The sequence below is a fragment of the Streptomyces sp. NPDC003036 genome (assembly GCF_040611175.1).
Taxonomy (GTDB): Bacteria; Actinomycetota; Actinomycetes; order Streptomycetales; family Streptomycetaceae; genus Streptomyces.
In genome coordinates this window covers 1-24774 of the sequence record NZ_JBEXNO010000068.1, presented here as the reverse complement: position 1 = coordinate 24774, position 24774 = coordinate 1, and the positions used below count along the sequence as shown (strand labels likewise).

Genomic DNA, 24774 nt, shown 5'->3' with positions numbered 1-24774 from the left:
GCAGCTCGCCAAGCTGGAGCTGGTGGACTACAAGGTCCGCCTGTAACGGGGCTTCCCCGGCCGTGGGTGGCTGATGGTCAGCCGATCACCGCTCCTCTCTCCCGGGCTCCGAGGAGCCACTGTTCGACGGCGGACAGGGTCATCAAGAACGCCGTGTCCTTCTCCCGGGCCAGTGCGGACCGGTCGATCAACCCGCACTCGACCGACAACAGCGGGGCGCGGGCGTCCAGAGCGGTCGCCTCACGGGCCAGCGCGGCGGTGTAGTACGCCTTGCGGCGCGGCAGCACGGGCAGCACCCGGCGGGGCATGAGCGAGAGCACCAGCCACTTGCACCGCCAGTAGGCCGTCGGGGCGTCCGGCCGGTAGCGCGCCGCCAGCGGCACCGCGAACGCGGCCGACAAGAACCCCTCGGTCAAAAACGGCGACGCCTCCGGTACCGGGCCTGCCTGACCGATCACCTCGTGCGGCCAGAACGCGTCGAACGCATCCGCGTGGGCCCATGACCGTCCCTCGGCCGCGTGGCTGGCGATCCGCTGCTCCACCCACGCCCGGCCCCACTCGGCGGCGTAGCTGCGGTACGGCTCGGCCAGCGCGGGGCTGGGTGTGGGCGCGGTCCACTCAGGCCAGTTCACCGCCCAGTACGCACGCGCGCTCGCACCCGCTGGCGCGAGACGGGCCAGGACCGCAGCCGCCTCCCCGGCGGTGCCCGGACCGGAGCCGCCCACGTCCCGCAGATACCGCCACGCCGCCCGCGCGCCGTACCGCCGGGCGATCTCGCCCGTCGCGTACCGGGGAACGCCCAGCAGCTCGTCCGAGCCCACCCCGGACAAGAGCACGTCCACGCCGAGGCGGTGCGCTGTCTCGGACAGCGCGGCGTTGACCTCGGGCAGGGAGTCCAGCCTCGGCCCCACCGGGGACCACACCGGCTGGGCGCGGTGCCGCTCGGGATCGATAACCACCAGTCGGACCCGGTCTTCGAGTCCAAGATCCGACAGCAGACGCCTGACGACCGGGACACAACTACGGCCCTGGTCGTCCCGCTGTTCGCCGGTGAACGCGATCACCCGGCGGTCTCCCGCGATCTCGCACACGTGCAGGAGCGTGGCCAGGGAATCCAGCCCGCCCGACAGGGCGACGCCGATGGTGTCGGCGTGCTCGGTCAGCGACCGGACCGACTCCGCGAACGCGGCGCGCAGCCCCCCGGGATGCGGCACGGGCGTGAAGGGGCGCACAGGGAGCCGTTCGACTCCGCGCCACAGGCTGACCGGGTAGAACTCCCCCGTCAGCGCGGGCGGGGCCAACAGCAGCCCCACCGCATACAGATCGACCCCCGGGACGGGGCCGGACAGGTCCAGCGGGTTCACCGCTGTCCGTCCGTCCCCGCCCCGAAAGCCCCTCACCAGGGGTGAAATCACCGCTGGCGCAGCGCCGTCAGGTGACGAACGGCGGCACGGACGGCAGCCACCACGCTACGGCGCGGCTCGTCGTACAGAGCCCCCTTCGAACCCCGCGCGTACTGACCGTCACCCGGGTGCGACTTCGTGGACATGAGACCAACTCCTTTGTGTTGTGTTTCCGGCTTTGCTGGCCGACTGCCACCGCCGACCAACAAGACAACTATATCCCCTACCAATCACGAGCGCAAGGGGAAACCGGGCTGACGGAACAACAAATCTCCGCAGCTCACAGCCGGTTTCACGGCCGCTGGGTGGGGGCATGGCGCGGCCGGTGCCGTACGCACCGTGCGGCGCGCAGAGCCGCACGGCAAGGGGGCGGCAGCTCGCCGCGCCGGGAACGAGCCGCGCAGCGGCCGTACCCGAGGACGCCAGGCAGCGAAGCAGCCCCGCGTCCGCGCGCGGCGAGAGGGCACAGGGGCAGCGAAGCGCCCCAAGCCCGACTGCCAGCCCCCGCAGCGCCGGACCCCCGGCCAGCGAAGCGCCCCCGGGGGCCCGGCGGGCCCAGGGGGCCGGACCAAGCGAAGCGCCCGGCCCCCTGGGCGGGAGCGGGGAAGCGAAGCGCCCCCGCCCCCGCCCCCACGGCACCGACCACGCCACGCCCCCACCCAGCAGGCCTCAAAACCCCACCCCCACGCCGCGCACACCCAGCGGCACGCCACACACCGCACCCCCACACCGCGCCCACACCCAGGCAGCCGCACCACCCTGCACCCCCAGGCCACGGCCCACACGGAAAGAGAGCACGGGCCCGGCCGTTGGCCGGTGATGGGGCTGCTCCCTGCCGGGAGCAGCACGGGAGGCAGGGTCCGGGCCCTGTCGGGCCCGAGCGATCACGTGCCGGACCGGGGCCGCTGACCCCGGAGCAAGCCGCGGGTGCCGTGCGCCCCACCGGCCGCCGCACACCGGCTGCTCACCAAACCGGCACGGTGGGCACCGGCCGGCCGCGGCAGCACGGCACAACGGCCACCGCGGGCTGTCAAGGCACGTGGCCGCCAACGAAGGCGGCGCGGTCCAGGGAAGGAAGAACCCGGGGTTGGCCGCTGACCGACGGCGGGGACTGCTCCCTGCCAGGAGCAGCACAGGCAGCAGGTCCGGGCCCAGCCGCGCCCGGCAATCACACTCGGGCCCCGGGCCGCTGGCCCCGCAGCGAGCGGGCGCGCCACCGGTCCCACCACCGGGCAGCGGGCGACGGGTGCTCCGCGCGGCAGGCCGACCCCCAGCGCCGCCAACCACGCGCGCGACGCCCTCCGGGGCACCGGCCAGGCACAGCCGGCGGCTGCCACACCGCTGAGGCCCCAGGCCCCGGCCGGCGGACGGGGCCCGACGGCAGGCGGCAGGCGGCAGGGCGGCAGGGCGGAACGCGGCAGGGCGGAACGCGGCAGGGCGGAACGCGGCGGAAGCTGCGACGCCTCCAGCTCGACCCGGACAGGGCGTTCCCCGCACAGGGCGGCGCCCATACAGCGGCGCGACCGCACGGCGGCCGCGCGAAGCGGCAAGCCCCCGGCGCAGCACCAGCACGCGGTACAGCGGAGGCCCGGAAGGGACCGGCCCACCGGCCGACGGGACGTACGACAGGCGGCGGACATACAGCGGGGCGGCGAGGACCGGCCCGAACGCACGACGACCGCCCGACGAGCGTCGCAGCGCGGCGAACAGGTTCAGGTCAACAGCGGGCGTCAGGCAACAACGCCCCGGCGGACGGCGGCGCAGCCCGGCGCCGAACCAGGCACGCAGGGGCCCGGCGGACGGCGCGAGCCGGACGTACGAAAGGCGACAGCGCACGACCTCGTACGGAGGCGCGGCAGCGCGACTCCACCGCAGCCGGCGGCCACCCGGCGCGCCGGCGTGAGGCGCGGGCGGCGGAACGGGTACGACATGGAGCGGCAGGCGGCGGTCGCGGACAGCCGGCCGCCGCGCGGTGGCGAGCCCCCGGCACAGGCCGTGGAGGCGGCAACGGCGCGACGGACGGCGGCGACGGGCGCACAACTGCGACCCGGCACGGCGGTGGCGCGGCCCGACGGCGGCGGGTGGCCAGACGCACTGAGTCGGATGCGGCGTCTCGGGGCCGGCCGGGCCACCTACCGGCCGACGCCGCCCGCCGCCCTCAGCCCGGCTCGGCCGCCGTACGGGCCGCGGACCGCGCACCTCCCTTTACCGGGTCTGCCACCAGTGCAGAAGGAGCAGGAACACCCCGCTGCTGACCGCCTTGACGGTCATACGGGTCGCCTCGTCGGCGGCGGTGCGCATCAACGCGCGGGCGCGCCGCCGCGCCCTACGAGGCAGTTTCCCCCGGCCAGCCCCGAGAGGTGGGCCAGGAAGGTGGCGGCAGTCAGGGCTCTGACAGAGGGAGCACGTACCCTCGGGGTGGTCGGCGTTGATCGTGGGCCTCCTTTGGAATGCGATCGGACCGAGCGAAGGCGGCCTCCTGTTGCGAGCAGGGGGCCGCCGCCGGTTTCCCGGCAAGGCCCGCTAGGCCGTGGCCACCATTGTGCGGCGCGCCGCTGACAGACAGTGCGGCCCAACCCCCGCCCGCCGCAGGACAGATGCCCCGGAAAGCCGGGCACTCTACGGCACGGCACTGACACCAAAAAACCCAGGTCAGAACTCCAAGGCCCCACGCAGACTCACCCGCCCACCCCATCAGCGACGTGCCCCTCATCACACGCCTGTGCCTGCTCACCGGCGTGTCGCCCTCCCCCCATCCGCCCAGGTCACCCACCGATCCCGAACGGCGACCCAACATCCTGCCGGAGAGGTGGCCCAACATCCTGACGCACACCATGAACCCCGCGACCTGCTTAAACGCGGCAGGCCTCTTACCAGCGGTTTCGCCGAGCGGCGCGCAAGCGATGTACATCCCCCGGCGGTGCTCGGGCGAATGGCGTGACCAACAACTCGAACTGCCGAACTTGCCGCCCACGTGCAGCTTGATCCGCTCCACGAAGAACACGTCGAAGATGGTGAGGGGTACGGCGACTGTGCCCCGGCCCTTCCACACGAGGGCCCGAAGGTTATGCGGCAGGACTCGAACTTCACCACGGGATGCACGTCGAACGTGGCTGATCTTGTTGTGGGAGCAGCTTGAGCTCGGTGGACAAACCCAGGCACCAGCGCTGGGCGGGCGAAAAACAGGAACCCGACCTCGTAGACCATGTGCGGCACGACCGGTACTCCTCACACTGCCCTCAAGATGCCGGTCTGCGACGACCACCTCGCTGTCAATTTGCTTGGCGAGCGACCGTCCGGAGGCCTCCAGCGAGGCGTCTGCATCCCCGCTGGCACGAGGAGCAGCCGACGGCACAGCGGCAGCGAACCGGGCCGGCGGCCGTACGACGATCCCAGCGGCGGCCTGGCGACCCCAGCACGGGTGAAGCAGCGGAGCGCGTTGGAGACGGCGACCCCACGACGGGCAGCCAGGGGCCCGGCCGGAGGGAACCTGGCCAGCGAACACACGGCGGAGGCGGCGACGCGCGACCCCGGCGAAGGCGAAACAGAGCAGCGACCACACGACGGGCACAGCCCGGCCGTACGGCGGGCACGGCCAGCGACAGCACGCGCGAGCGCGGCCAGCACGCGGACACCGCCCGGCCGGGGCGGAGCAGCAGCTCGCGGAACGGCGGACGGCAAGCCAGGGCGGCACCAGGGCCGGAGGGCAGCTCCTGGCCGACCTCGCCGGCGGCCGGCGGCGGACACAACGCCCCGGCACGGCCGGCAGACGCGAGACGGCGAAGCACGGCGAACAGCGGGCACGGCGTCCAGCACGCGGAGACGGCAGCGCCCCAGCACTCGCCGCGGCGGACAGCACACCCGGCGCGGCGGAGGCGAGCTGCCGCCCCAGCACGAGCAGCAGGCGGCAGCAGCACCAGCGCTAGCGTGTCGTCGGCCCGGCTCCGGCGGAGCGGCGGCCAGGCGACCCCGGCCACGCGGCCGCGGCCAGCGCGCGGAGGCCGTACGGCAGGCAACGGGCAGCAGAGCGGCGGGGCGCACGGCGGACGCCCGGGGACCCCGGCCACGCGGCGGCCGGGAACGGCGAAGGCCGTACGGGCAGCGGCCGGCGCGCGGAGGCCGCACGGCGGACGCGTGGCGGCCTGGCCTCGATACCGAGCGGCGACACCAGCGCTAGCGTGTCGTCGGCCCGGCCGATGACGACCATCAGCCGCGGCACACCGTCGAGGGCGCCGCCGAGGGCGTTGCGGCGCTCCAGCTCAAAGCCGAGACACGCGTACGGCGACCGGCCCGAGCACCCGGGCGGCTCCCATCGCACCAGCCACTGGACGAAGAAGACGCCCTGATCACGCGACGTCAGCAGTCGCGGACAGGTTCAAGGAACTCGAGCCGATTGCCCAGCTTGTCGAACGCGTAGAAGCGATCGTGGCCAGGAAAGTTGTCATCCCAGATGACGCTCACTCCTTTGTCTTCCAACCGCTTGGCGAGCGCCTGGAGCGAGGTCACAAGGATGCCCGGATGCGCCTTCCTGTTCGGACGGAAGCCCTCTTCAACCCCCAAGTGGACCTCCAGGCCACCACCTCGGAACCAGCACCCACCGCGAGCCGCCAGCACTGGCGGCTTCTCAAGCTCTGTCATACCGAGAACGTCTCCCCAGAACTCGCGGCAGAGTTCCTCAGCGCCTGGAGGCATCGCAAGCTGCACGTGATGCAGGCCAGCCAAGGCGTATCCGAGCGTTCCCTGAGCCACATCTGCTCCTCTACCAAAGAATCTCGACATCAAGATAATGAGTGCTGAGCATTCCTGGCAAGGCGCGGACTCGGCAGAGGGCGCGCCTTGCCAGTTGAGAAGACGACGTTCAAAAACACCCACTTAGGTCCCGGGCTGGACTTCGGACACCGGTGGGTGCGAACGACACAATGCGGGAGAGCGGGGTTAGCCCCGCAACCCCGGACCGGAGCCAACCAGCGACCGCGCCCGACACGATCCTGACGCACAACAAGGCCCCAACTATCACCGGTTTTGGATAGTCAGGGCCAGATGTTCACTCAGCGTACCTAGCGCCAACTGGCTGTCCCGAGCGGCGCACGGCCAGGCGGCGGCCCGCCCGGCCAGACCCGAGGCCCGTGAGCAAGACCTGGCCGGAGCTTGCCAGCGGCCGGACGGCCGGCGAGGCGACCGTACGACGGCCGGGCGGCCGGCGGGCAGCGGAGGAGGCGGAGCACGGCGCGACAGCAGCACGAGCGGGCGCGCGGCCAGCACGCGGACACCCCCCGGGGGCGGGACGGCGGGCCGGTGGCGGACAGCGGGCACGGCACCAGCACGGCCCGGCGGCCGGCCGAGCGGCAGCCGGGCCGGCAGGCCGGTGGCGAACGGCGGCGGAGCGGCCAGACGCGGCAGCGCGGCACCGGCGCGCGCGGCGGCGCGATCGGGGCCGCAGCAAAGCCGGGACGGCGGCGCGACGGCTCGCCGACCACACGGTAATCTCAAAGGCACCGGATGCCACCAGAAGCGGCGTACGACGAGGCGCAGCAGAGCGGGGGCGGCCCTCGCCCGCCGGCCCGCGCGCCGCGGACGGACAGGCGAGGACCCGGCCGAAGGAACGGCCAACGGCCGCACGGAGCAACGGAGGCGGCGCAGCAGCCCCCACCATTCGCAGCGGCGGGGTATGGGCGCGCGCACCAGCGGGCGGCTGGGCGGGCAGCGGAGGACGGGCAGCGGAGAGGGCGGAGCGCGGCGAGACAGCAGCAAGAGCAGGCGCGGCCAGCACACGGAGACCGCCCGGCGGGGGCGGCACGGCGGGCCGGTGGCGGACAGCAGGCACGGCACCAACCCGGCCCGGCGGCCGGCCGAGCGGCAGCCGAGCGGCAGGCCGGTGGCGAACGGCGGGCGACGAGTCCGTTCGTCAGGCACGGCGGAGCGGACTAGGCGCGCGGTACAACGACCGGCCCGAGCGTGCTGCCCAGCGGCGGCGCAGCCGACGCCAGGACCTACCGGAGCCCTGTAACCCAGGGCCCCGGCGACAGCCGGGCACCTTCAGGGCCCGCATCGGAACGCGGCAGCCCGGCTCCAGGCAGCTGCGGGCCGGGCTGCGGCCGCCGTACGGAGCGGTGGCGGCAGCGCGGCGCAGGTACGGCGCGCGCGGCAGCGCGGCTACGGGCACGGCGGCGAGCGCACCCGGCAGCGTACGGCGCAGCCCGGCAGCCCGGCAGCCCGGCGGAGGCGGTGGGTACGCCCTCCGGGCGCGCGGAGCGGCAGGGCGGCCCAGGGGCGCGCGGTACGGCAGAGCACGACAGCCTTTTCCCTCACAAACGGAGCCGGAACAGCCTTCCGGCTGCTCCGGCACTAGGGCGGCTTAGGGTCAGGCGTTGGCCGTAGACCGGGTGAGGGACTGGCGGCGCACGCACCGCAGCGTGACAACGTGCACGTCGTCCGCGTATGGGTCCGTCAGCTGATACCGAACATCATCGCTGCCCACGTAGTCGGCGCGGGCGCAGTAGAAGCAGTCACAGGGCTTGGCGAGGTACAGGCCGTGCCGGTCGGTGATGCTTCCGTGGTAGACGACCAGGTCACCGGGCTCGATGAGGTCGAGGGTGCGGAGCAGGGTGTCGGACATCTGCGTTCCTCCCAGGAAGGCTGTGTGTTCTCGGCGCGGCGGGGGTGCCACTCCCCCGCCGCAAGGGGGGCCGGAGCAGCCTTCCGGCTGCTCCGGCAGTCGGCTTAGAGCTCCTCTGCGAGGCTGGTCAGCAGCGCCAGGAGCTTGTCCTTGGTGAGCGGCACCGTCTCGCCCTCGGCGTCTGCGCCGCCGGTCAGCAGGACGGGACCGTGGTAGTCCTGGTAGGTGAAGCCGAAGCGGAACGCCAGCACCGTCGCGAGCTTGTTGACCGGGTGGTTGTAGAGCCCTTCGTCGTCCAGCCACATGTCGAGCTGGCTGGTGAGCGCCACGACGTCCACCCTCTCGCAGCGGATCACGGAGCGCATGACGGTCAGTCGGGACTCGCTGTCGGCGGGCAGGTTGACGGGGACGATGTCCGCGTCGGGGGTGATGAGCAGGGCGTCGGGCGTGCGGGTCATGGGTGACTCCGTTCTCGCAGAGGTGTGTTCTCGGTGTTGGCCGACCGCCACCGCCGACCAACAAGACAACTATATCTCATACTCATCACTGGCGTCTATTGCGAACGTCCTTTCACCGGCGGGAAACCGATTTGCCGATGCGGGCCGGGCAGGGGCGCAGCCGGTGTTGGCTGCGCCCCGGGGTTGGGTCAGTCCTGGACGAGTCGCAGTGCGCGGGCCCGGGCGGTGGTGTCGAGCGCGGGGGTGCACCACTGGATGCTGTCGAGGACGATCAGGTCGGTGACGTCGTCGAAGCCGTTGGGGTCGCTGGCGAGCATGCGGACGTAGTAGGAGAACGCGAGCGCGTCGAGCTCCTTGGCCGGGCCGGTCTTGGGGAGCGGCGGGTTGGTGCGCAGGGCCGCGATGTACGCGAGGGCGAGGAGGCCGAAGATGTCGGATTCGATGATCTCTTCGATCTTCCAGCCGGTGCGCTGCGTGAGGGGCACCATGCGGGCCAGGAGGTAGCCCATGGCGTCTTCCATTTCGGCCTCGGTGTAGGGCATTGCCGGCTCGGGGGCCGAGGCCGGGGAGGCGGAGAGGTGACGGCGAGCGTTCTCGTTCGGCATGGTTCTCCTCGGTTCGTGGTGCGCGCTTTCGGCTGCCGATCGACTGCCACCGCCGATCCGCATAGTTCAATTATGCATTCTCTGAGTATTGATTTCAAGGGTTCTGGATCAATTCGCTGGCCCGTTTCCCGAGGTCGGGGCGGGTTTCTGACCCTGGGGGCGGGGCGCTGTGCGGGCCGTGTCGCCGCCCCGTGGCGCGCAGCGCCGTGGGGCGAGGGGGACGGCAGCGCGAAGCGAGGGAGCGGGGCGCACAGCCTCCCGTCGACCGGCTGCCGGGCCCCCGGTGCGTGCGAGCGCGCAGCGCTCGGTCCGGGCCGCAGCGCAGCGGAGCGCCTGGCACGCAGCGAGGTGGGGCGCGGGGAACGCAGTGGACCGCGCCCCACCGGGCGGCACGGACGGCGCAGCGCCCCGCCCCCAGGGAGAGAGCAGGGTGCTGCACCCCCACGGGTGCTGCCGGCCGACCGCTGCGCCCGGGCTCCCGCGGGCGGCAGCGCGGGGGCCGGCGGCTTCGGCGAGGCTCCGGCCGGCCAACCCGTTTGCCGGGCGGAGCCGACGTGGGCCGGAGAGGTACGGGGCGCAGCCGGATGGCTGCGCCCCGTGGGATCAGTTCTCGTTGTCCCCCCTGCGGCACCGCTCGTAGGCGAGGGCGGCTGCCGTGTCGGGGTCGGGGGCGTCGAACTCCTCTGCCCAGCGGGTGAAGTCGGCTTCGCTGGTGGAGAGCAGCTCGATCTGGTCGGCGACCGGGCCGGACAGGACGGCGGCGATGAGCAGCTCGGTGCAGTCGACGTCCAGGGTCAGGCCGATGACGGTGAACGTCTGGGCGGCTGCTGCGGTCATGCGATCAGCTCGAATGTCGCGCTCTCGATGACCTGGGCGCTCAGGTCCCCTTCGAAGGCCGCGACGACGTAGGCGCCGTTGTCGCCGCCCCACAGGGGTTCGGGGGTCTCGCCGTCCTCACCCTCGGCGCGGTGCGGGAAGTGCTCAAGGACGGCCTCGGCCGCATTCTGCTTCGCCTCGTCCAGGCTTTCTCCCTCGGCGACGACGGCGAAAGTCGAGGCGAGATCCCAGCAGTCGTACCAGTCGCCGACGAACGTGTATTTCATGGATTTCCCTTTCTCTGTTATCCGGAGGGCCGGACCCCGGAATTCATGTCCGGGGTCCGTGGTGACCTGGTGTCAGCGGCGCCGCGCGCCCGGTACTCGGGCATTGATGCGCAACAGGTAGAGATCGAGCAGCCTCAGGGCCTGGTCCTCGGTGAGCCCGTGGACGGTGTCGGTCCTGGGGTCCGTGGCGCCGGTGAAGACGACGTCACCGAAGTGCACGCCGGGATGCGACTGGTAGGCCAGCAGCAGTTCCGAGGCGTGCGCGTTGCGCGGGCGGCCCAGCGGAATGGCGCATTCGTCCGCCCACATGGTCAGCTCGCCGGTGACGCTGATCGGCAGAACGGCATCGCTGCACAGTGCGCGCTGCGGGGTGGTGATGGTGTTCCAGTACAGCAGGCGGAACGTGCCGGTGGGCGACACCCAGAGCGCGAAGGTCTCAACGGCCGTTGCGGTCGCGGGCATAGCTGTCCCCTTGTTCGGAGTGTGGGTTTCGGTGTTGGCCGACTGCCACCGCCGACCAACAAGACAACTATACCATTCGCGAGTCACATTCGGGGTATCGACACCGATCTCCTCTCGGCGTTTTCCGAGGTCAGCTGCCATTTGGGGGATGGCCGGCCCGCCGCCGCCGCGTACCGCCCAGCGCATCGACGAGCGGTCGCCAGGGGGTCAGGGCGGCTGGCCCGGCAGACAGGTGCGCCCCGGCGCGGCGCGGTGCCGTACTGGGGCGCAGGAGGGGCGGTCAGGCAGCGAGGACGACGTGCGGGGCTCCGTCGCCGGAGGGGTCGCGATAGTCGGGGTCCAGGTCGACGGCGGCCGCCTGGGTGTCGCCGTGGACGGTGAAGCTTTCCGGTGCGTGTGTTCGGTGGGCGGCTACCACTGCTACCGCGGTGGTCGCAGGGCCGGGGGCAGGCAGGCCGCCCCCGGCTGGGCCCTACCGGGCGAGACGGGCCCTGCGGAGCCACTAGGCCCAGCGACCCGCCCGGTACCGCACGGCCGCGGACCCCGGGAACTCCCCCAGCCCCTTGTAGAGCTTGATGACGGTGCGCTCGTAGGGCACCTAAGGCGCTCCACGACGGTTCAGATGGGTACCTCGTCCCAGCCGCTCACCGACCGACCTCAGATGCTGCTCGCCGTCGCCGATCCAAGCAGGCACTCGCAGCAGGCCGCCAAGGCGCGCTCGAGGTCCAGACGCACGTCCCCAGGCTCACCGCTGCGAGTGCGTCACGTAGTCGGCCGGGGGCGGTCTGCCCGCCCCCGGCTACCGGGCCCTAACGGGCCCGACGGTTGAAATGGTCGGCAAGCTGCCGCGCACCAACGGTGGTGAGCCCCACCCACGTCTGGCCAGTGCGGGTGTCGACGACGTACGCACCGATGCGGGCGGAGCGGACCTGGAAGCGAAAGGTGACGGCCATGGAGTGCTCCTTAGGTTCGAGGGGAACATGTCAGCGGGACGCCCCGACCGACAAGACAACTATACCTCGCATTCATCACGATTGCCAGTGGGCTGCCATCCGATCAGCGCCAGGAGCCTCAGGTTCGCCGTACTGTCGGCGCTCAGCCCGTAGGGGAGGACGGCGGGGCATTTGAGGTGGAACGTGGCAGGTGTCGCCGGAGCGGGGCGGGCATGGGCGAGCTGGGACGCAGGGACGTGGACGGATATGCGAGTGACTCCGGGAGGTTCGGGGAGCGGCGGCGCGGGAGGTGTGCGCCGCCGCTCCCCAGTGCTGAAGGGGGCGGGCCGAGGCGGTGCGCCCGCCCGGTGAGGGGCGGACCACGCGGCCTACGCGGCCAGGACCAGCGGCTTCAGGTCCGGGTAATCGCGGTCCATCTCCAGGGCGATCAGCTCCGCCTCGGTCTCCGCAGCATGGGTGAAGCGGGTTTCGCCGGTCGGGGCGTCCAGCACGAAGCGCATCCGGTGGATCGTGTACGAGACGATTCGCCCGGGGTGGAAGGTGCGCATCTCGCCGCGCATCCGGCACATGGCCCGGACGATGATACGGCCCTTGTTGGCGGTGCGGATGTCGTGGATCTCGATGGTGCGCACCGACTCTTCGCCGTCGCTGTCGATGTAGGTGATGGTCACGGCCCGCTTGCCGTCCATCGCGCGGATCAGGTCGACCAGGGTGCGGGTGGAGGTCTGGCGGGCGGTGCGCTTCATCGTGTTGAACATCGGGCTCTCCCAGCGACGTGGTGTGTCTTCGGTGTTGGCCGACTGCCACCGTCGGCCAACAAGACAACTATATCCTCTACACATCACAAAGGGAAGCGCACCCTTCGCCTCGATCTCCCCCGGAAGCCTCCCCCACCTCGGCGGCCACCTCCGGGGGTCGCAATGCCGACACGGCCACCCCGTTGACCTCGTGATGTATAGCAGATATAGTTATGTCAGTCGCCAGGTAGTGGCAGCCAGGCGGCGGCCGAGAAACACGCACCTCAAACAAGTCAACAGCGGACAGGAGCCCCCGAGAAGGCCCGTACTTTCCACGACCGCCCCGCGCACCTCCAGTACGAGGAGCGGCCCTGGCTGACCCCCTTCCTTATGGACGGCAGCCGGACATGGCTTCAGCGGGCGGCGCACAAGCGGGACCGCGCGGCGCTCAAGCGGGCGCTGCGCACCGGCAGCGAGCCGCCCCGCCCCCAGCGCCGCCGCATCGACTGGGACGCACACTGAGTCGGCCCCAATGAAACAGCCCCGCCCCGGCGGGGCCGTTTCGCGTTCCGCCAGCAGCACGGGGTGAGCGGCAACCAGATACGCAGGAGCCCCGCCGACGGGGGAGGCGGCGAGGCGGATTCAGTGTGGCAGGAGAGCGCTGCGAGCGTGCCCGTTTCGCCGCTTGGCTCACTGCTCGCCGAGCGGTGGCCCGGCGGACGAGCAGAACCAGGGGGAGGCAGTCAGGGCCGCGGGCGAGCGGCACCGGCGTGATGCGGGAGCTGGGGAAGCGGAGGAGGGACGAGAGAAGCAACGAGAGAGCGAGCAGGCCGCGCCGGCCCGTCAGAACAACAAGCCTCTTCCTCCGGCTATCGCGGAGAAAGAGGTGTCGGCGTACAAAAAGGGCTTGCCCAGGTGGCCTGACCAGGCGAAACGCTCAAGATCACGAAAGGGGGGTTCACACCTCCGGTAGTACCTCCGGTGCAACTTTGGGTCCACCTGTGCAGACAACTGTGCAGACAACTGTGGGTGCAACCTCTTCGAGGGCGCCGCCGGCAGGCTTGCCCTGACTTCACGAACCGCCCGAGCCGTCGAACTGGCGCAGGAAGTCGGCCAGCTGGCGGCGCTGGCGCTGCTCTTCGGCGAGCTGCCGGGCGAGCTGGGAGCGGTCGATGTGGGCTTCCACCGCTTCGAGGACCAGGCGCTGGAGCTCGGCCGGTTCGAGGGCCTCAACTTCCCACTGGACCGGCTGGTCAACGTCGAAGCCGTACCGCTGCGCGAAGGCCGGCCACCGCGGGTCGTCCCGTTTGCCCTCGGCAGCGGGAAGTCCGTAGGCCTGCATCTGGTCGTAGGTGAGGAGGACGCGCTCGACCCGGGACCAGCAACCGGTACGTGCGGTCCAGTCGCGTTCGATGTCCTCGCCGGAGCAGTCGAAGTCTCCGACGTAGAGCAGCACGGCGGGGCGCGGGTCGCGGGCGGTGCGGGCCCGCACGACGTCCACGTACGACTGGGAGCCGAAGCCGCGTACGACCAGGACGGGGATGCCGAGGTCGGCCAGCCACTCGGTGAACATGCGGCGCAGCGTGTCCTTCTCGGCTGCGACGTACAGCGCGGTCCTCTGGCCGGCGGTGCGGTCTAGGGCGAACCATCCGGGGACGTCGACGAGGAACGCCGAGGCGTCGGTCCAGGCCGGAGGGACGTGGACTTCGCGCAGGGTGTCGATCAGGTCGGGGAAGTGGCCGTCGCGGCGGGCTTGGGCCAGTTGGGAGGACAGACGCCGGTAGGTGGGCGCCGTGTTGGGAATGAGTCCTTCGGCGACGAGCCGGTAGTGCACCTGGCGCAGCGTGCAGCCCAGTTCCCCGTACGCGGTCACGATTGCCCGGGCGCGGTCGACGATGGCGGACCAGTGGAGACGTCCCATACCGGTACATGTACCCGATGGCGTTGCTGCTGGTCAGGGTGCTGGGCAAGCCTCGAGGACGTGGCGCTGGGCAAGCCTCGGGTATAGGTGGGCAAGCCCTGGCCGGAGTGCCCCGCACGATGCGCGTTCGATTATTGTTCGAGTGCGGTGAGGGTGGAGGTGTCGCCATGGACGAGCAGCACGGCCAGGCCGTCGGGGCCGGTTCACCGATCCTCCATCTGCGCTGCCCGATGGACGTGGATCCCGGTCTGTACCGGCTGCTGCTCGGCCTGGTAGGAGACGTGACCCCAGTGGTGCAGGCTCTGCCGCCGTCCGCTGCTGTGGCGGACGTCTCCGGCAGCGTGCGGTTCTTCGATCGCGATCCGGCGGAGCTGGCTCGGATGATCCGAGCACGGGCACTGGCGCTGTACGGATTGCCCGTGGCGATCGGTGTGGGACCCAACTGGACGATCGCGGCGATGGCGTCCCGGGAGCCGGGGCGGGGCGGAGTGCGTGCGGTCGGCTCTGGCCCAGAGGCGGTGGCGGCGTTCCTTCACCCGCGGCCGGTTGGTGATCTCCACGGCATCGGGCGCGCCCAGGAGCGAACGCTGACGACGTACGGCGTGCACACGATCGGGCTGCTGGCGAATCTGCCGGAGGCGACGGTGCAGCGGGTGCTCGGTGGGAAGGCCGGCCGGCTGCTGCGCGAGCGGGCCCGCGGTATCGACCGCCGCCGAGTGGTGCCGGCCGAGCTGCCGCACAGCGCGGCCGCGCAGCGCCGCTTCCCGACCGACACTCTGGCGCCGGAGCTGGTGCGCTCCGCGCTGCTGTCGCTGGCGGTCGAGCTCGGCGAGCGGCTGCGAACTCGCCGGCAAGCGGCGAAGGCCGTGACCATGACGGTGACCTTCGCCGACCGCACCCAGATCCACCGCAGCCGCCAGCTGCCCGGCGGGCCGTCTGCGCACACCGGCGATCTGCGCGATGTGGCGTACGGGATGTACCGGTCCCTGGGGCTGCAGCGGGCCCGCGTGCGGGCACTCGCCCTGCGCTGCGAGCAGCTGGTGGACGCGGCCGCGGCCTGCGAGCAGCTCTCTTTCGACGCCGACCGGGAGCACCGGCTGCGCGCCGAGCAGGCCATCGACGCGCTCAACGCCCGCTTCGGTTCCGGCACGGTGGGGCCGGCTGCGAGCTACCCGCGGGCCGGCTGAACCTCTCTCCGGGGTTAAGCCTTGGGGCGCTTGGATCCCTGGCAGCCGTCGGCGAGCTGCTCTAGCAGTTCGGCCGGCTCAGGCCGGATGCTGCTGCCGAGGTAGCGGATTCCTTCGCCTTCCGGAGCGGTTCCGGTGTCCTTGCCGATCGGGTGGCGACGGCTGGTCGCGGTGCGCCACCCGTACCGCTCGTCCCACACCAGCGCTGGTGAGTCCTGGTCGGCGGTGAGTGGGACGGCGGCCACCAGGTGCTCGTCGGCGAGTTGGCGCACCTGGACCTCGACCGGCTCGGCGACGCCGGCCTCGGCCAGGGCGTCGGCCACCTGCTGCAGGTACGGACGTGCACGGCGGGTCCGCAGCTCGGCCTCGGCGACCGTCGCGGCACCGCGGTGGGTGACGGTGGGGTAGCCGAGGCGCTCGGCGGCCTCGAGCGGAGTGAGATCGGGCTCGCCCTCGACCAAATCGGCGATGCGCCGGCCGCGGACCTGCGCGAGTCCGGCCTGGGCGGTGGGGAACTTCGCGATGCCCAGGGTGTCGGCGACCTTGGCGAGCGTGATCGCCGGGTTGTCATCGAGCAGCTCGGCGATCCGCTGCAGAATCTGATCGCGCGGGATCATGTCGCCGCTGCCGGTGCGGCGGCCGCCGCCGGCGCCGCGGCCGGGACGGGAGGCCTTGAACTCGCGCACGACGCGGCGCGGCCAGTGCTCTGTGCCGTTTTTCTTCGGAACCAGGACAACGTGCTCGGTCAGTTTCGGGTCGCTCTTGTACTTGTTCCAGCTGGCCGGTGACACACCCAGTTCGGCCGCGGCCTCATGGCGGTCCAGCAGGTCCTCGTCGTCATCAACGTCCGGCAGGGCGGGGACGGGCTCGCCGGCCCAAAAGGCCTTCGTCTGCTCGCTGTCCCACAGCTTGGCCCGTGCATCGGGCGAGCTGATCGGGGCGGGGTGCCCCTCCTGCTCGTACGGCTTGGTATTGCGGAAGGTGCCCAGCGACTTGCCGACAGCGGCAGCCAGCTCGGCCATCGTCTGCGCGTACTTCAGGCGTCCGGCACGAATCATCTTCTTCGTATCTCCATCAGGGGACGGGCGGGGCACCGGTGTCAGCGCCCCGCCCGGAGCGGGCGATTCAGGTGGTCGAGGGGTCCGGCAGGCAGTTCGGCAGGCACGGCTCGCCGGGCTCGGCCCCGCATCCGTCGCAGCTGCGGGCGGCGGCGTCGATGAACGGCTGGAGGAAGGCGAGGGCGCCGGCGGCGTGGGTGAGCGGAACCAGGGCGGCGGCGGTGATGACGTACAGGGCATGCGGGGCGCGGCCGGTGGCCCGGACGCGGATACCGGCGGTGTCGCCCGGGCCCGAGGCGAGGTCCGGCAGGACGAGGCCGTCGGGGTGCCACTGCACGATGACATCGGCGTCGGCCAGGTCGCGGGCGAGCCCGGCGAGCTCGGCGGACGCGGCCGCGGCGCTGGCCGGCCAGACCAGCTGCGCGCTGTCGCAGGCGGCGAGCTCGGCGGCGTCGACGACGGCGGGGGCTCCGATCTCCTGGACGTGGTGGTCGGCATCTCGCCGGGCGAGATAGACGGGCATGACCTGCTCCTTGCGTGAGGTGTGTGTTCGATGCCGGCGTGCTGCCACGACACACCAGCGAGACAACAATAACCCCTTTGCGTCATCACCGGCAAGGAAGGACGTACCGAATGTGGTGACGGGCCGATACACTCACTAACGAGACCGCCTCTCGGGTTCTCCCGCGGAGTGTGTGTTTTCGGTTGGCCGGCGCCCTTGCCACCCGCTTCGGCGGATTGGGCGCCGGCCGTTTGCATGCCGGCCCTTGGGTCCGCCGGAAATCTCCGGGCAGGCGGAGTCCCCGCCGCGCAACCGTTCCGCCCGCACCGGCATGGCTGCGCTGCGCACCGTCCGCTGGACGGCGCTCCGCTCTCACTGCTCTGGCGGCGTGACCGCTGGGGAAACCGTCACCCCGCTGCCAGCACTGAACCGTGCGGAGCTCCCGGGCCAGGATGAGGCAGGCGTACATGGCTGGCCGCGGTGCGGTCCTGATTCCCGCGCCCGCCATCGGACAGAACAGCTCTGACGGTGTCACGCTTGCTGGAACCTGATCATCAACCAGGTGCAGGCGCGGGGGTTTCAGCGGTGGCCGGGGCTTCGGCTTCTACGGGGCGGGGCTGATGGTGCCGTTCTTGTCCAGGGGTGTACGGCCAGCGCATCAGCAAGTAAATCCGTGTGGGCGCCCTCAGCCCGGAAACACGCTGCCGGGCAGCCACTGACAAGCACCACGAACAGCGAGTGGGGACTGCCACCTTTGGGTCCATTACCGCTTGACGCGACTGCGTACGGCCAGGACGGCTAGACCGAGAAGAACAGGCTCGGTGAGACGGGATGTCATTTCGGCATATGTGCCGGCGGTGGTCAGGTCCTGGCCGGAGGAGCGGAAGATCACTGAGTTGATCACCACCCGTAAAGCCTTCTCGAATCGCTCGGTGGTGACACGCTTGGACCATGCACCTGTGGGATTGACCGGGGCGGGGGTGTCGGTGACCAAGGTGAGCGTGTGCCCAGCCTGTACCTGGCGCCCGGTGACAGTTGGCTTCGGGGCCTCGGTGGGCAGGCCCCACAGCATCATGATTGCCACGGTGGCAGTCATCGCCGAAGCCAGCCATGTCAGCGCGCGAGACGCGCGCAGCCCGTATCCAGAGACCGCCCAGTACGCGGCAAGCAGGGCACGTTCGGCGAAGGGGGTGCCGGTGCGGTCGTGGCGGCGCATCTCACACTCGCCGTAGTAGAAGTCCGCCGCCCCGGGCTCGTTCTTGCTGTCCTCCAAAGCTTTGCGCAACTGCCGGTATACCGCAGCGATGGTCTCCGGGCCCGGGATACCCCTGGGGCCCGGGTGGTGTCGACTGGCCTCCCACCCGCCCGTGGCAGCTGGCTGTCCCGGGGCAGGCTGGCTGGCCGTAGCAGCGCGCCAGTGGTGCTCCTCGGCAAGGGTGCGCCGCCGAGACCACCGCAGCGGCACCACCCCGCGGCGGTGCCACCCCGTTGGCGGTCTGGCGAAGGTGATGCGGCCATCCAAGCGGAGCTGATCCAGGTGCACTGTTCCGGCGAACAGGCAGCCGGACAGGTCCACGTCCATCAGCGCCAGGTGCGCTGCGTCTACTCCGGTGAGTATCGTCACTCGTACGCCTGGGTCCCGGCCTGCCAGCACTTCCTCGGACAAAGGATTGTCCCGCAAGTCCGTGAAGGGAGCCAGGGCAGGCGCCAGGGTGACCGGATACTCCAACACTGCCTGAGTCAATTGCACCTCGGCATAGCGCACCCATAGCGTAGCCGTGGACTCCCACCGCGTGCGCCGCAGAGTCAGCGTCCGTGCGGCAATGTCTATCGATACCGGCGCACCGAACACCGCACTATCCAGAGTTACCCAGCCGCCGCAAATGATCGGTCCCAGATGCGAAGCTGATTCGAACCGAGCTTGGTCGAACGCAGCCGTGGCGGAAAATACCGTTCCGGCGAACAAGGTGGTGTCCACGAAGGTCGCTTGGATGAATGTGGCGTTGGCAGAGAAGGTCGTCTCTTGAAACCAGACCACACCGGTGAAGGTGGCCTTGTCGAACCGGGCGTCGCCGGTGAAGTTCGCCTTGTCGAACCAGGCAGTGGCAGAGAACGTGGCTCCGTCAAACCAGGCGTCGCCGGTGAATTTTACCGCGTCGAAATAGGCAGTATCGGAGAAGGTCACCTCGGTGAATCTGACGGTGGCAGAGAATACCGCCTGGCTGAACTGGGCGCGCCCGAAACGACACTGTCCGGTCGTGGGGTCACGCAAGGCATCGAGTAGTCGGCGCAGCAGTTCCTCAGTGAAGGATGTGCCGCTGTGGTCGACATCGGCACCTGCCGCCAGGGACGCAAAGTAGGCGGTGCGGTCGGCCTCGTCTAGGTGAAAAAGGCACGAGGTGTAGTCGAGAACCCGAACGCCGCGGCAGCCTACCGGAGCCTCTGAAGTGGCGCCGTGACCGCAGTGCGGCCAGCTTGGCGGTCTGATGGCAGCTCGCTCAGGATTCACTGTCATGTCCATAGGACGACAAAGCGCACCCGGGTAGTTGCCTCCCTCGGCGGAGCACGACACCGTAATCACCCTCCGGCAACAACGGCTCCCGCACCACCCACTTCTCGTTGATGAGACCTCCCCGACCCATGAACCGTGATCATCACAGCCCAAGATCCACTCGTTACACGACCTAGGTGGGTGCCACATCACGAAGCACCCGAGAAGACACTCGCACGGCGCGCACGCCTACGCCATAGGCCCTACCCCGGCCCGTCGCTTTACAGCTTGGCGACCTTCAGACCGCTCATGACCCCACGGTAGGTCCGCGCAGGGGGAGGGTGAAAGAACCCCGACTTGGTCGGGCTCCCTCAGTGGGGTGCCGCACGTGCTGGGAGCGCGACTATGCCTCCTCCTCGGGCTCGTCGATCCGCATGGCACGGAGGGTCTCGAGGAGCTGGCCGTCGCTGAAGGCCTTGCCAAGCGCCTCCTCGAAGGGCGTGAGGTCGGGTGCCGACGCCGCGGCGAGGCGTACCAGGCCGGCCTGGATTTCCTTGTCTCCAAAGAGCTTCCGCATTGCCGCGGCCACGATCGGGGGGTCTGCGGCCTGGTTCTCCTCCCGCGGCAACCCGGGGACGTCCTCCGGCGCGATGGGCCCCGGACGCCTGAAGTCCAGGACCGTCAGGGACCTGTCCGCCGTCGTACTCAACAGAACTCGAGTCTCCCAGGCGTACGCCAAACGATCGCTCGGCAAGGCTCGGGTTGGTTTGCCCTCGGTGAGCAACCACCGCACCCAAGCGGTGAACCAGTGGTGACCACCAACCTCGCGGCCGCTCACCTCCAGCACCTTGCTCAGCGCCACATTGGTAGGCCGCCAAGGGGAGACCACATCTGCCCATAGCCCGTCCTTATCTCGAGGATCTATGAGGCTGGTGATGCGCGCGCCCCAGACCGCCCCGTAGCGGCTGGCGGCTGCCCGGGCCGCTTGGAGGATCGCCGCGCGGGACTCCCCAGTGTCGAGGAGCCCTTGAATGTCCTCGGCCCCGGCCTCCAGCTCCGTGGCGAACTTCGTCAGAATGCCGTCAAGCGATGTGAACAGGAAGAACCGGTCCTCCATGCCGCGAATGTCCTGGTCCATCGGCGCCGGGAACGAGGTGCCGTCCCCGAAGTCCGTAGGGTTGTTGCTGATGAAGTACACGGTCTCCTGCTCATGGGCCCGCGCGTACTCGACCGCCGTCAACCAGATTGCGGCGTCCCGGGCACCGATCTTGTCTTTACCGCTGGTCTTGCAGGGGGCAATCAAGTTCGCCTCCCGGAACATGGCCTGCTGGTAAGCGGCTGGGGACGTCTCGATGACCTCCGCGATGGACGAGTACCGCTCCCGCCAGTGCTCACGCACGTGCTCAGCTGGCCACCTCCACGGGTCGGCGACGTGCGCCCAGGGCGTGGCCTTCCGCAGGGCCTCCACGGCCATTATGGCCGCGTTGTGTTTCTCCTGGTAAGCCAGGGCTTGCTGTGCCGCTATCTCCTCCACGGCAATCCATGGCGCAGCCACACGCTCAACCCCCGTCGCTCGGATGGCGCGGAGCACGTCCGCAGCAGGACCCCGCAGAGAGGTCCCCTTGAGGATGTTCGCGTCAAGAATGATCAAATCGGGGCACTCCAGTCTTCCCTCGGCTCCGAGTCGTACGGGCTCAGCCTCTCGCGTTCTGAGCAAACGGGGAGCGGAATTTCGGTACCGGCGGCAGGGGTTCCCGGCCAGCGACCACTGTCCCGAACACGGCTCCTGCCAGCTCTCCTGACAGCCGGACAGCGCCCTGCGGTTTCCGCCCCACTGCGGGTGATGAAGCTGCCGCGAGTGAAGTGCCCCCGGTGTGATCGCGAGGTCGCCGCCGGTCCGGTCGCCGGACGCCTCAGCAGGAGCCGGGTGTGGCGGCACGATCCGCCGAGCATGCGGGCCCGGTACGACGCCCTCGTCTCGTGCGGCGGGTCGCTGGAGATCGTGGACCTGCCGTACGGGCAGATGGAGATCCCTGTGGACGAGCTCGCAGCGCCAAGCGTCGACGAGCCCCAGGAACCCGCCCTGTTCTGACCCGGGCGGAGAAACCTCGTGCAGCGAAGTACGCCCCCTGCCACAGTGATCAGATGGCAACGCTGCTCCCCGACCCGGACAAGACGGACCGGATCCTCATCACCTTGGCGGCCGAGGCGTACAAGCACGCCCGACAGCATCTGCTCGCCGCTCGCGCCGTCCTCGACGTCAGCGTCTGGCCGGTCGCCTTCTCCAACGCCGCCCTGGCCCTTGAAGAGGCCGGGAAGGGCATCCTGTGCAACTCGATCCTCGTCTGGCCCGATGAGCAGCGACAGGCCGTTCAGGACGCGTTCCGCGCGGCCATGAATAGCCACGAGGCCAAGGCGTTCTGCGCCTTCTTCGTCCTCCGTGTGGTGGGCGACGAAGTCCCAGAAAGCGTGGAGAAGCTGCTCAAGCAGTCCCTCAGAGACGCTCGGCGCACCAACAAGAACAAGATGCGCGGCTTCTACACGGACTCCAACTCGACCGGGCAGATCCTCAAGCCCAGCGACATCACCGAGGAGCAGGCGCGGCAGATGGTCCGCGTCGTCGAGGCCGTGATCGCGTTCTCGACCGAAGCGGAGGAGGCCATGGAGGATCCTGACGCCTACCTGGTTATGCTCCGCCGCGTGCGCGGCAAGGAGTCATACGCCTCCACGTGGGAGTACATGGGCGACGACCCCTCTTCTGAGGAGAGCGAGAAGGTCATCGCCGCCATGCGAGCGCTCGCGCGCGATGACGCGCCGCTTGAAGAGGCCGCGCGGGGGACCGTCTTGGAGACGTTCATCGACCAGATGATGGCCGACTTCGAAGGACCTGTCGCTCTCGAATCGAAGGCAACCGTGATCGCCGGCGAACTCGCCGTGCCGCCTCCCGCTGCTGCGCCCGACGAGCAGGTAACCACGCCCCGGCCTGAGGAAGTGAACGTGATCGAGATCACGTGAGGTCCGTACTGTAAAGAGCACCACTTCCCCGGCGAAGGGTTGAACGGAGCCCAGAGGGCTCCCCCAACCCCAGCGAGGTCAACATGGGGAAGAAGCAGCCGCAGCACGCCCGGGGCAACAACGCCTGGGTGGACGCCCTCAAGCGCGCCGTACGGTCGATCCGCCCGGCACTGGAAACGGCCGTGGTCGGCGCCGCCGGAGAGGCGACGAAGGCCCTGGTCGGGGCGCTGACCCAGTAACGCCGCCCTCGGCGGGAAGGGCCCCGGCAACCCCGGGGTCCTTCCGCATGCTCCGGTCACCGCGGTGTGGCCGCCCAGCCACCCAGGAGCCCGGCCGCGCGGCGTACTCCAACCTTCGTTGGCAGTAGTGATGCCCGCGGCTCGGGCTACGGGCCCGATGCCGGAGGGATCGGGTCCGTCATCCACACGAGTCCGCACAATTCGATCGAGGTGAGCGCGACGGGCAGCGTGGGCCGCAGAGGCTGGGGGCGTTCATCGGCCGAGCATCACCAACGTCTGCGTGTGAGTAGGCGCCTTGCGAGACCGGTGCCGCTAGGGGCTGTCTCCCCGATCATGGGGCAACTTGATCAGAGGTGACCTGGTCGTGTGACGAATAACGGGAGGACACCGAGCGGGGAGGTCGCACACAATGCGGCAATGGTTGATCAGGTTCGAAGTGCTCCGCGCCCCGACTTTCTCAGCAAGCCCACGCTGAGGGGGGAGCGGGTGCTGCTCCGGCCGGTCACGGTGGATGATGTGCCCGCGCTGCTGCCGATGTTCCGGGACACCGAGGCGTCACGGCTGACTGGCAGCCATGACGACGGCGAGCCCGATGAGGCGCGGATACGCACCTGGTACGACACGCGCGGGTACCAGGATGACCGGCTGGATCTTGCCGTGGTCGAGCAGGCGACGGGGAACGTTATCGGCGAGGCGGTGCTCAACGAGTGGGACCCGGGCAACGAAAGCTGCAGCTTCCGTATCTGCCTCGTGCCCGGCACCTACGGGCACGGTCTAGGGACGGAGGCGACCCGGCTGATCGTCGGATACGGCTTCGAGGAACTGGGTCTGCACCGCATCTCGCTGGAGGTCTACGCGTTCAATCCGCGGGCTCGCCGCGTCTACGAGAAGGTGGGCTTCGTCGCCGAGGGAGTACTGCGCGATGCGTTGCTGTGGGATGGCAAGCGGGTGGACGCGGCGGTGATGTCGATTCTGGCGCCGGAATGGTCCCAGCACCGTGGGCGGCCGGAAGCATCCGTTCACATGTCGGTCTGACCGTGCCGATTGTGTCGCATCGCTCGTTGTTCCGTTCATGATGAGCCGGGGGGATCTGACAGACTCTGAGTGGGCCGTGCTGGAGCCGCTGCTGCCGGTGAGCAACAACCGACGCGGCCGGTGGCGGGACCATCGCCAGGTGATCAACGGGATCATTCACCGGCTCGGCACCGGGGTGCAGTGGCGCGAGCTTCCCGAACGCTTCGGTCCGTGGAAGACCATCCACAAGCGGCACCTGCTGTGGTCGGCCGACGGCACCTGGGAGAGGCTCCTCCAGCACGTCCAGGCCGCTGCCGATGCCCGGGGCGACATCGACTGGCACGTCAACGTCGACTCCACCTGCGTGCGGGCGCACCAGCACGCCGCCGGCGCACCCACGAAACCGCCGCCTTCGCCATCAGATGTCTCAAAGGGGGCGACACGAAGATCACTTCACCTGCGCACGCACATAGCCCTGCGGCTCCTGCTGGAGGTGGCGGTGCGTCAGGCGAGGCCCTCGGTCGTTCCCGCGGTGGACTGACCACCAAAATCCACCTTGCCGCGGAGGGCCGCTGCCGCCCGTTGTCCTTGCTCATCGCGCCGGGGCAGCGGGCGGACTGCACCCAGTTCCAACCGGTTATGGACAAGATCCGCGTTTCCCGCGCGGGGCTCGGGCGCCCCCGCCGCACCCCGGACAGCGTCTCCGCCGACAAGGCGTACAGCAATGGCGCGATCCGCGCCTACCTCCGCAGGCGCGGTATCCGACACGTGATTCCGGAGAAGAGGGACCATAAGGCCGCCCGCCTGCGTCGGGGTTCACGCGGCGGACGCCCTCCGGGCTTCGACAAGGCACGGTACAAAAACCGCAATACTGTAGAGCGGGCCATCGGAAAGCTCAAGCAGTTCAGGTCTGTCGCCACCCGCTATGACTGTGAGGATGTTCGGGTGCCGCTCCGGGCGGTGGTCTGACTCGCGCTACGACTGGCCTTGGTGCCTTGCGTTTGATCTGT

23 protein-coding genes and 1 pseudogene are annotated in these 24774 nt (G+C 70.1%); 7 read left to right on the top strand and 17 right to left on the bottom strand.

Annotation, left to right across the window (positions count from 1 at the left end):
• Positions 1-77 precede the first annotated feature (77 nt).
• From ABZX67_RS32065 to ABZX67_RS32010, 12 genes are all read right to left on the bottom strand, one after another.
• Positions 78-1364: an asparagine synthase-related protein gene (locus ABZX67_RS32065; RefSeq protein ID WP_355367898.1), complete on the bottom strand. Its 1287-nt coding sequence runs from the start codon at positions 1362-1364 to the stop codon at positions 78-80.
• A gap of 47 nt (positions 1365-1411) precedes the next feature.
• Positions 1412-1549 (bottom strand): hypothetical protein, encoded by a 138-nt coding sequence (locus ABZX67_RS32060; RefSeq protein WP_355367895.1) that lies wholly within the window; start codon positions 1547-1549, stop codon positions 1412-1414.
• Positions 1550-5759: 4210 nt separating this feature from the next.
• Complete coding sequence (locus tag ABZX67_RS32055) at positions 5760-6095, bottom strand: glyoxalase (RefSeq protein ID WP_355367901.1); 336 nt, start codon at positions 6093-6095, stop codon at positions 5760-5762.
• A gap of 1669 nt (positions 6096-7764) precedes the next feature.
• Positions 7765-8019, bottom strand: a complete 255-nt coding sequence (locus ABZX67_RS32050; RefSeq protein WP_355367892.1) for a hypothetical protein — start codon at positions 8017-8019, stop codon at positions 7765-7767.
• Between the two features lie 104 nt (positions 8020-8123).
• Positions 8124-8477, bottom strand: a complete 354-nt coding sequence (locus tag ABZX67_RS32045; protein ID WP_355367889.1) for a DUF3846 domain-containing protein — start codon at positions 8475-8477, stop codon at positions 8124-8126.
• 188 nt (positions 8478-8665) lie between these two features.
• Complete coding sequence (locus ABZX67_RS32040; protein WP_355367886.1) at positions 8666-9082, bottom strand: hypothetical protein; 417 nt, start codon at positions 9080-9082, stop codon at positions 8666-8668.
• A gap of 603 nt (positions 9083-9685) precedes the next feature.
• Positions 9686-9919, bottom strand: a complete 234-nt coding sequence (locus ABZX67_RS32035; RefSeq protein WP_355367883.1) for a hypothetical protein — start codon at positions 9917-9919, stop codon at positions 9686-9688.
• A complete protein-coding gene (locus ABZX67_RS32030) occupies positions 9916-10185 on the bottom strand; it encodes a hypothetical protein (protein ID WP_355367880.1) in 270 nt (89 codons plus the stop codon). The genes ABZX67_RS32035 and ABZX67_RS32030 overlap by 4 nt, the downstream gene beginning before the upstream one ends.
• Positions 10186-10257: 72 nt before the next feature.
• Positions 10258-10647 carry a DUF3846 domain-containing protein gene (locus tag ABZX67_RS32025; protein WP_355367877.1) on the bottom strand — a complete coding sequence of 130 codons (390 nt, stop codon included), beginning with the start codon at positions 10645-10647 and terminating at the stop codon, positions 10258-10260.
• A gap of 280 nt (positions 10648-10927) precedes the next feature.
• Positions 10928-11065: a hypothetical protein gene (locus ABZX67_RS32020; protein ID WP_355367874.1), complete on the bottom strand. Its 138-nt coding sequence runs from the start codon at positions 11063-11065 to the stop codon at positions 10928-10930.
• A 391-nt stretch (positions 11066-11456) separates the two neighbouring features.
• The gene (locus tag ABZX67_RS32015; RefSeq protein ID WP_355367871.1) at positions 11457-11600 is read right to left on the bottom strand and encodes a hypothetical protein; all 144 of its coding nucleotides are present in this window, start codon (positions 11598-11600) and stop codon (positions 11457-11459) included.
• A 368-nt stretch (positions 11601-11968) separates the two neighbouring features.
• On the bottom strand, positions 11969-12358 hold the full coding sequence (locus ABZX67_RS32010; protein ID WP_355367868.1) for a WYL domain-containing protein: 390 nt from the start codon (positions 12356-12358) through the stop codon (positions 11969-11971).
• Between the two features lie 369 nt (positions 12359-12727).
• Between ABZX67_RS32010 and ABZX67_RS32005 the strand changes: the two genes are divergently transcribed.
• Positions 12728-12859 carry a hypothetical protein gene (locus ABZX67_RS32005; protein ID WP_355367865.1) on the top strand — a complete coding sequence of 44 codons (132 nt, stop codon included), beginning with the start codon at positions 12728-12730 and terminating at the stop codon, positions 12857-12859.
• Positions 12860-13409: 550 nt separating this feature from the next.
• Here the strand turns inward: ABZX67_RS32005 and ABZX67_RS32000 are convergent.
• A complete protein-coding gene (locus tag ABZX67_RS32000) occupies positions 13410-14258 on the bottom strand; it encodes a hypothetical protein (RefSeq protein WP_355367862.1) in 849 nt (282 codons plus the stop codon).
• A gap of 167 nt (positions 14259-14425) precedes the next feature.
• Here ABZX67_RS32000 and ABZX67_RS31995 point away from each other — a divergent pair, with 167 nt between their 5' ends.
• Positions 14426-15445, top strand: coding sequence for a hypothetical protein (locus tag ABZX67_RS31995; protein WP_355367859.1), 1020 nt, complete (start codon positions 14426-14428; stop codon positions 15443-15445).
• A gap of 14 nt (positions 15446-15459) precedes the next feature.
• Here the strand turns inward: ABZX67_RS31995 and ABZX67_RS31990 are convergent, their stop codons facing one another.
• From ABZX67_RS31990 to ABZX67_RS31975, 4 genes are all read right to left on the bottom strand, one after another.
• Positions 15460-16503 carry a DUF6292 family protein gene (locus tag ABZX67_RS31990; RefSeq protein ID WP_355367856.1) on the bottom strand — a complete coding sequence of 348 codons (1044 nt, stop codon included), beginning with the start codon at positions 16501-16503 and terminating at the stop codon, positions 15460-15462.
• Between the two features lie 67 nt (positions 16504-16570).
• Positions 16571-17026: a hypothetical protein gene (locus tag ABZX67_RS31985; RefSeq protein WP_355367853.1), complete on the bottom strand. Its 456-nt coding sequence runs from the start codon at positions 17024-17026 to the stop codon at positions 16571-16573.
• A gap of 742 nt (positions 17027-17768) precedes the next feature.
• Positions 17769-19526: a pentapeptide repeat-containing protein gene (locus tag ABZX67_RS31980; protein ID WP_355367850.1), complete on the bottom strand. Its 1758-nt coding sequence runs from the start codon at positions 19524-19526 to the stop codon at positions 17769-17771.
• Between the two features lie 373 nt (positions 19527-19899).
• Positions 19900-21147, bottom strand: a complete 1248-nt coding sequence (locus ABZX67_RS31975; protein ID WP_355367847.1) for a PIN domain-containing protein — start codon at positions 21145-21147, stop codon at positions 19900-19902.
• A 192-nt stretch (positions 21148-21339) separates the two neighbouring features.
• Here ABZX67_RS31975 and ABZX67_RS31970 point away from each other — a divergent pair, with 192 nt between their 5' ends.
• The 5 genes and pseudogenes from ABZX67_RS31970 to ABZX67_RS31950 all read left to right on the top strand — a co-directional run bounded on the left by ABZX67_RS31970 (position 21340) and on the right by ABZX67_RS31950 (position 24733).
• Positions 21340-21588: a hypothetical protein gene (locus tag ABZX67_RS31970; RefSeq protein WP_355367844.1), complete on the top strand. Its 249-nt coding sequence runs from the start codon at positions 21340-21342 to the stop codon at positions 21586-21588.
• Positions 21589-21641: 53 nt separating this feature from the next.
• Positions 21642-22511, top strand: a complete 870-nt coding sequence (locus tag ABZX67_RS31965) for an AbiV family abortive infection protein (protein ID WP_355367841.1) — start codon at positions 21642-21644, stop codon at positions 22509-22511.
• 83 nt (positions 22512-22594) lie between these two features.
• Entirely contained in the window at positions 22595-22750 is a 156-nt protein-coding gene (locus tag ABZX67_RS31960) for a hypothetical protein (protein ID WP_355367838.1), read from the top strand.
• Positions 22751-23167: 417 nt separating this feature from the next.
• Entirely contained in the window at positions 23168-23785 is a 618-nt protein-coding gene (locus ABZX67_RS31955; protein ID WP_355367835.1) for a GNAT family protein, read from the top strand.
• Positions 23786-23825: 40 nt separating this feature from the next.
• Positions 23826-24733 (top strand): annotated as a pseudogene (locus tag ABZX67_RS31950) (IS5 family transposase).
• The last annotated feature ends 41 nt before the right edge of the window (positions 24734-24774 follow it).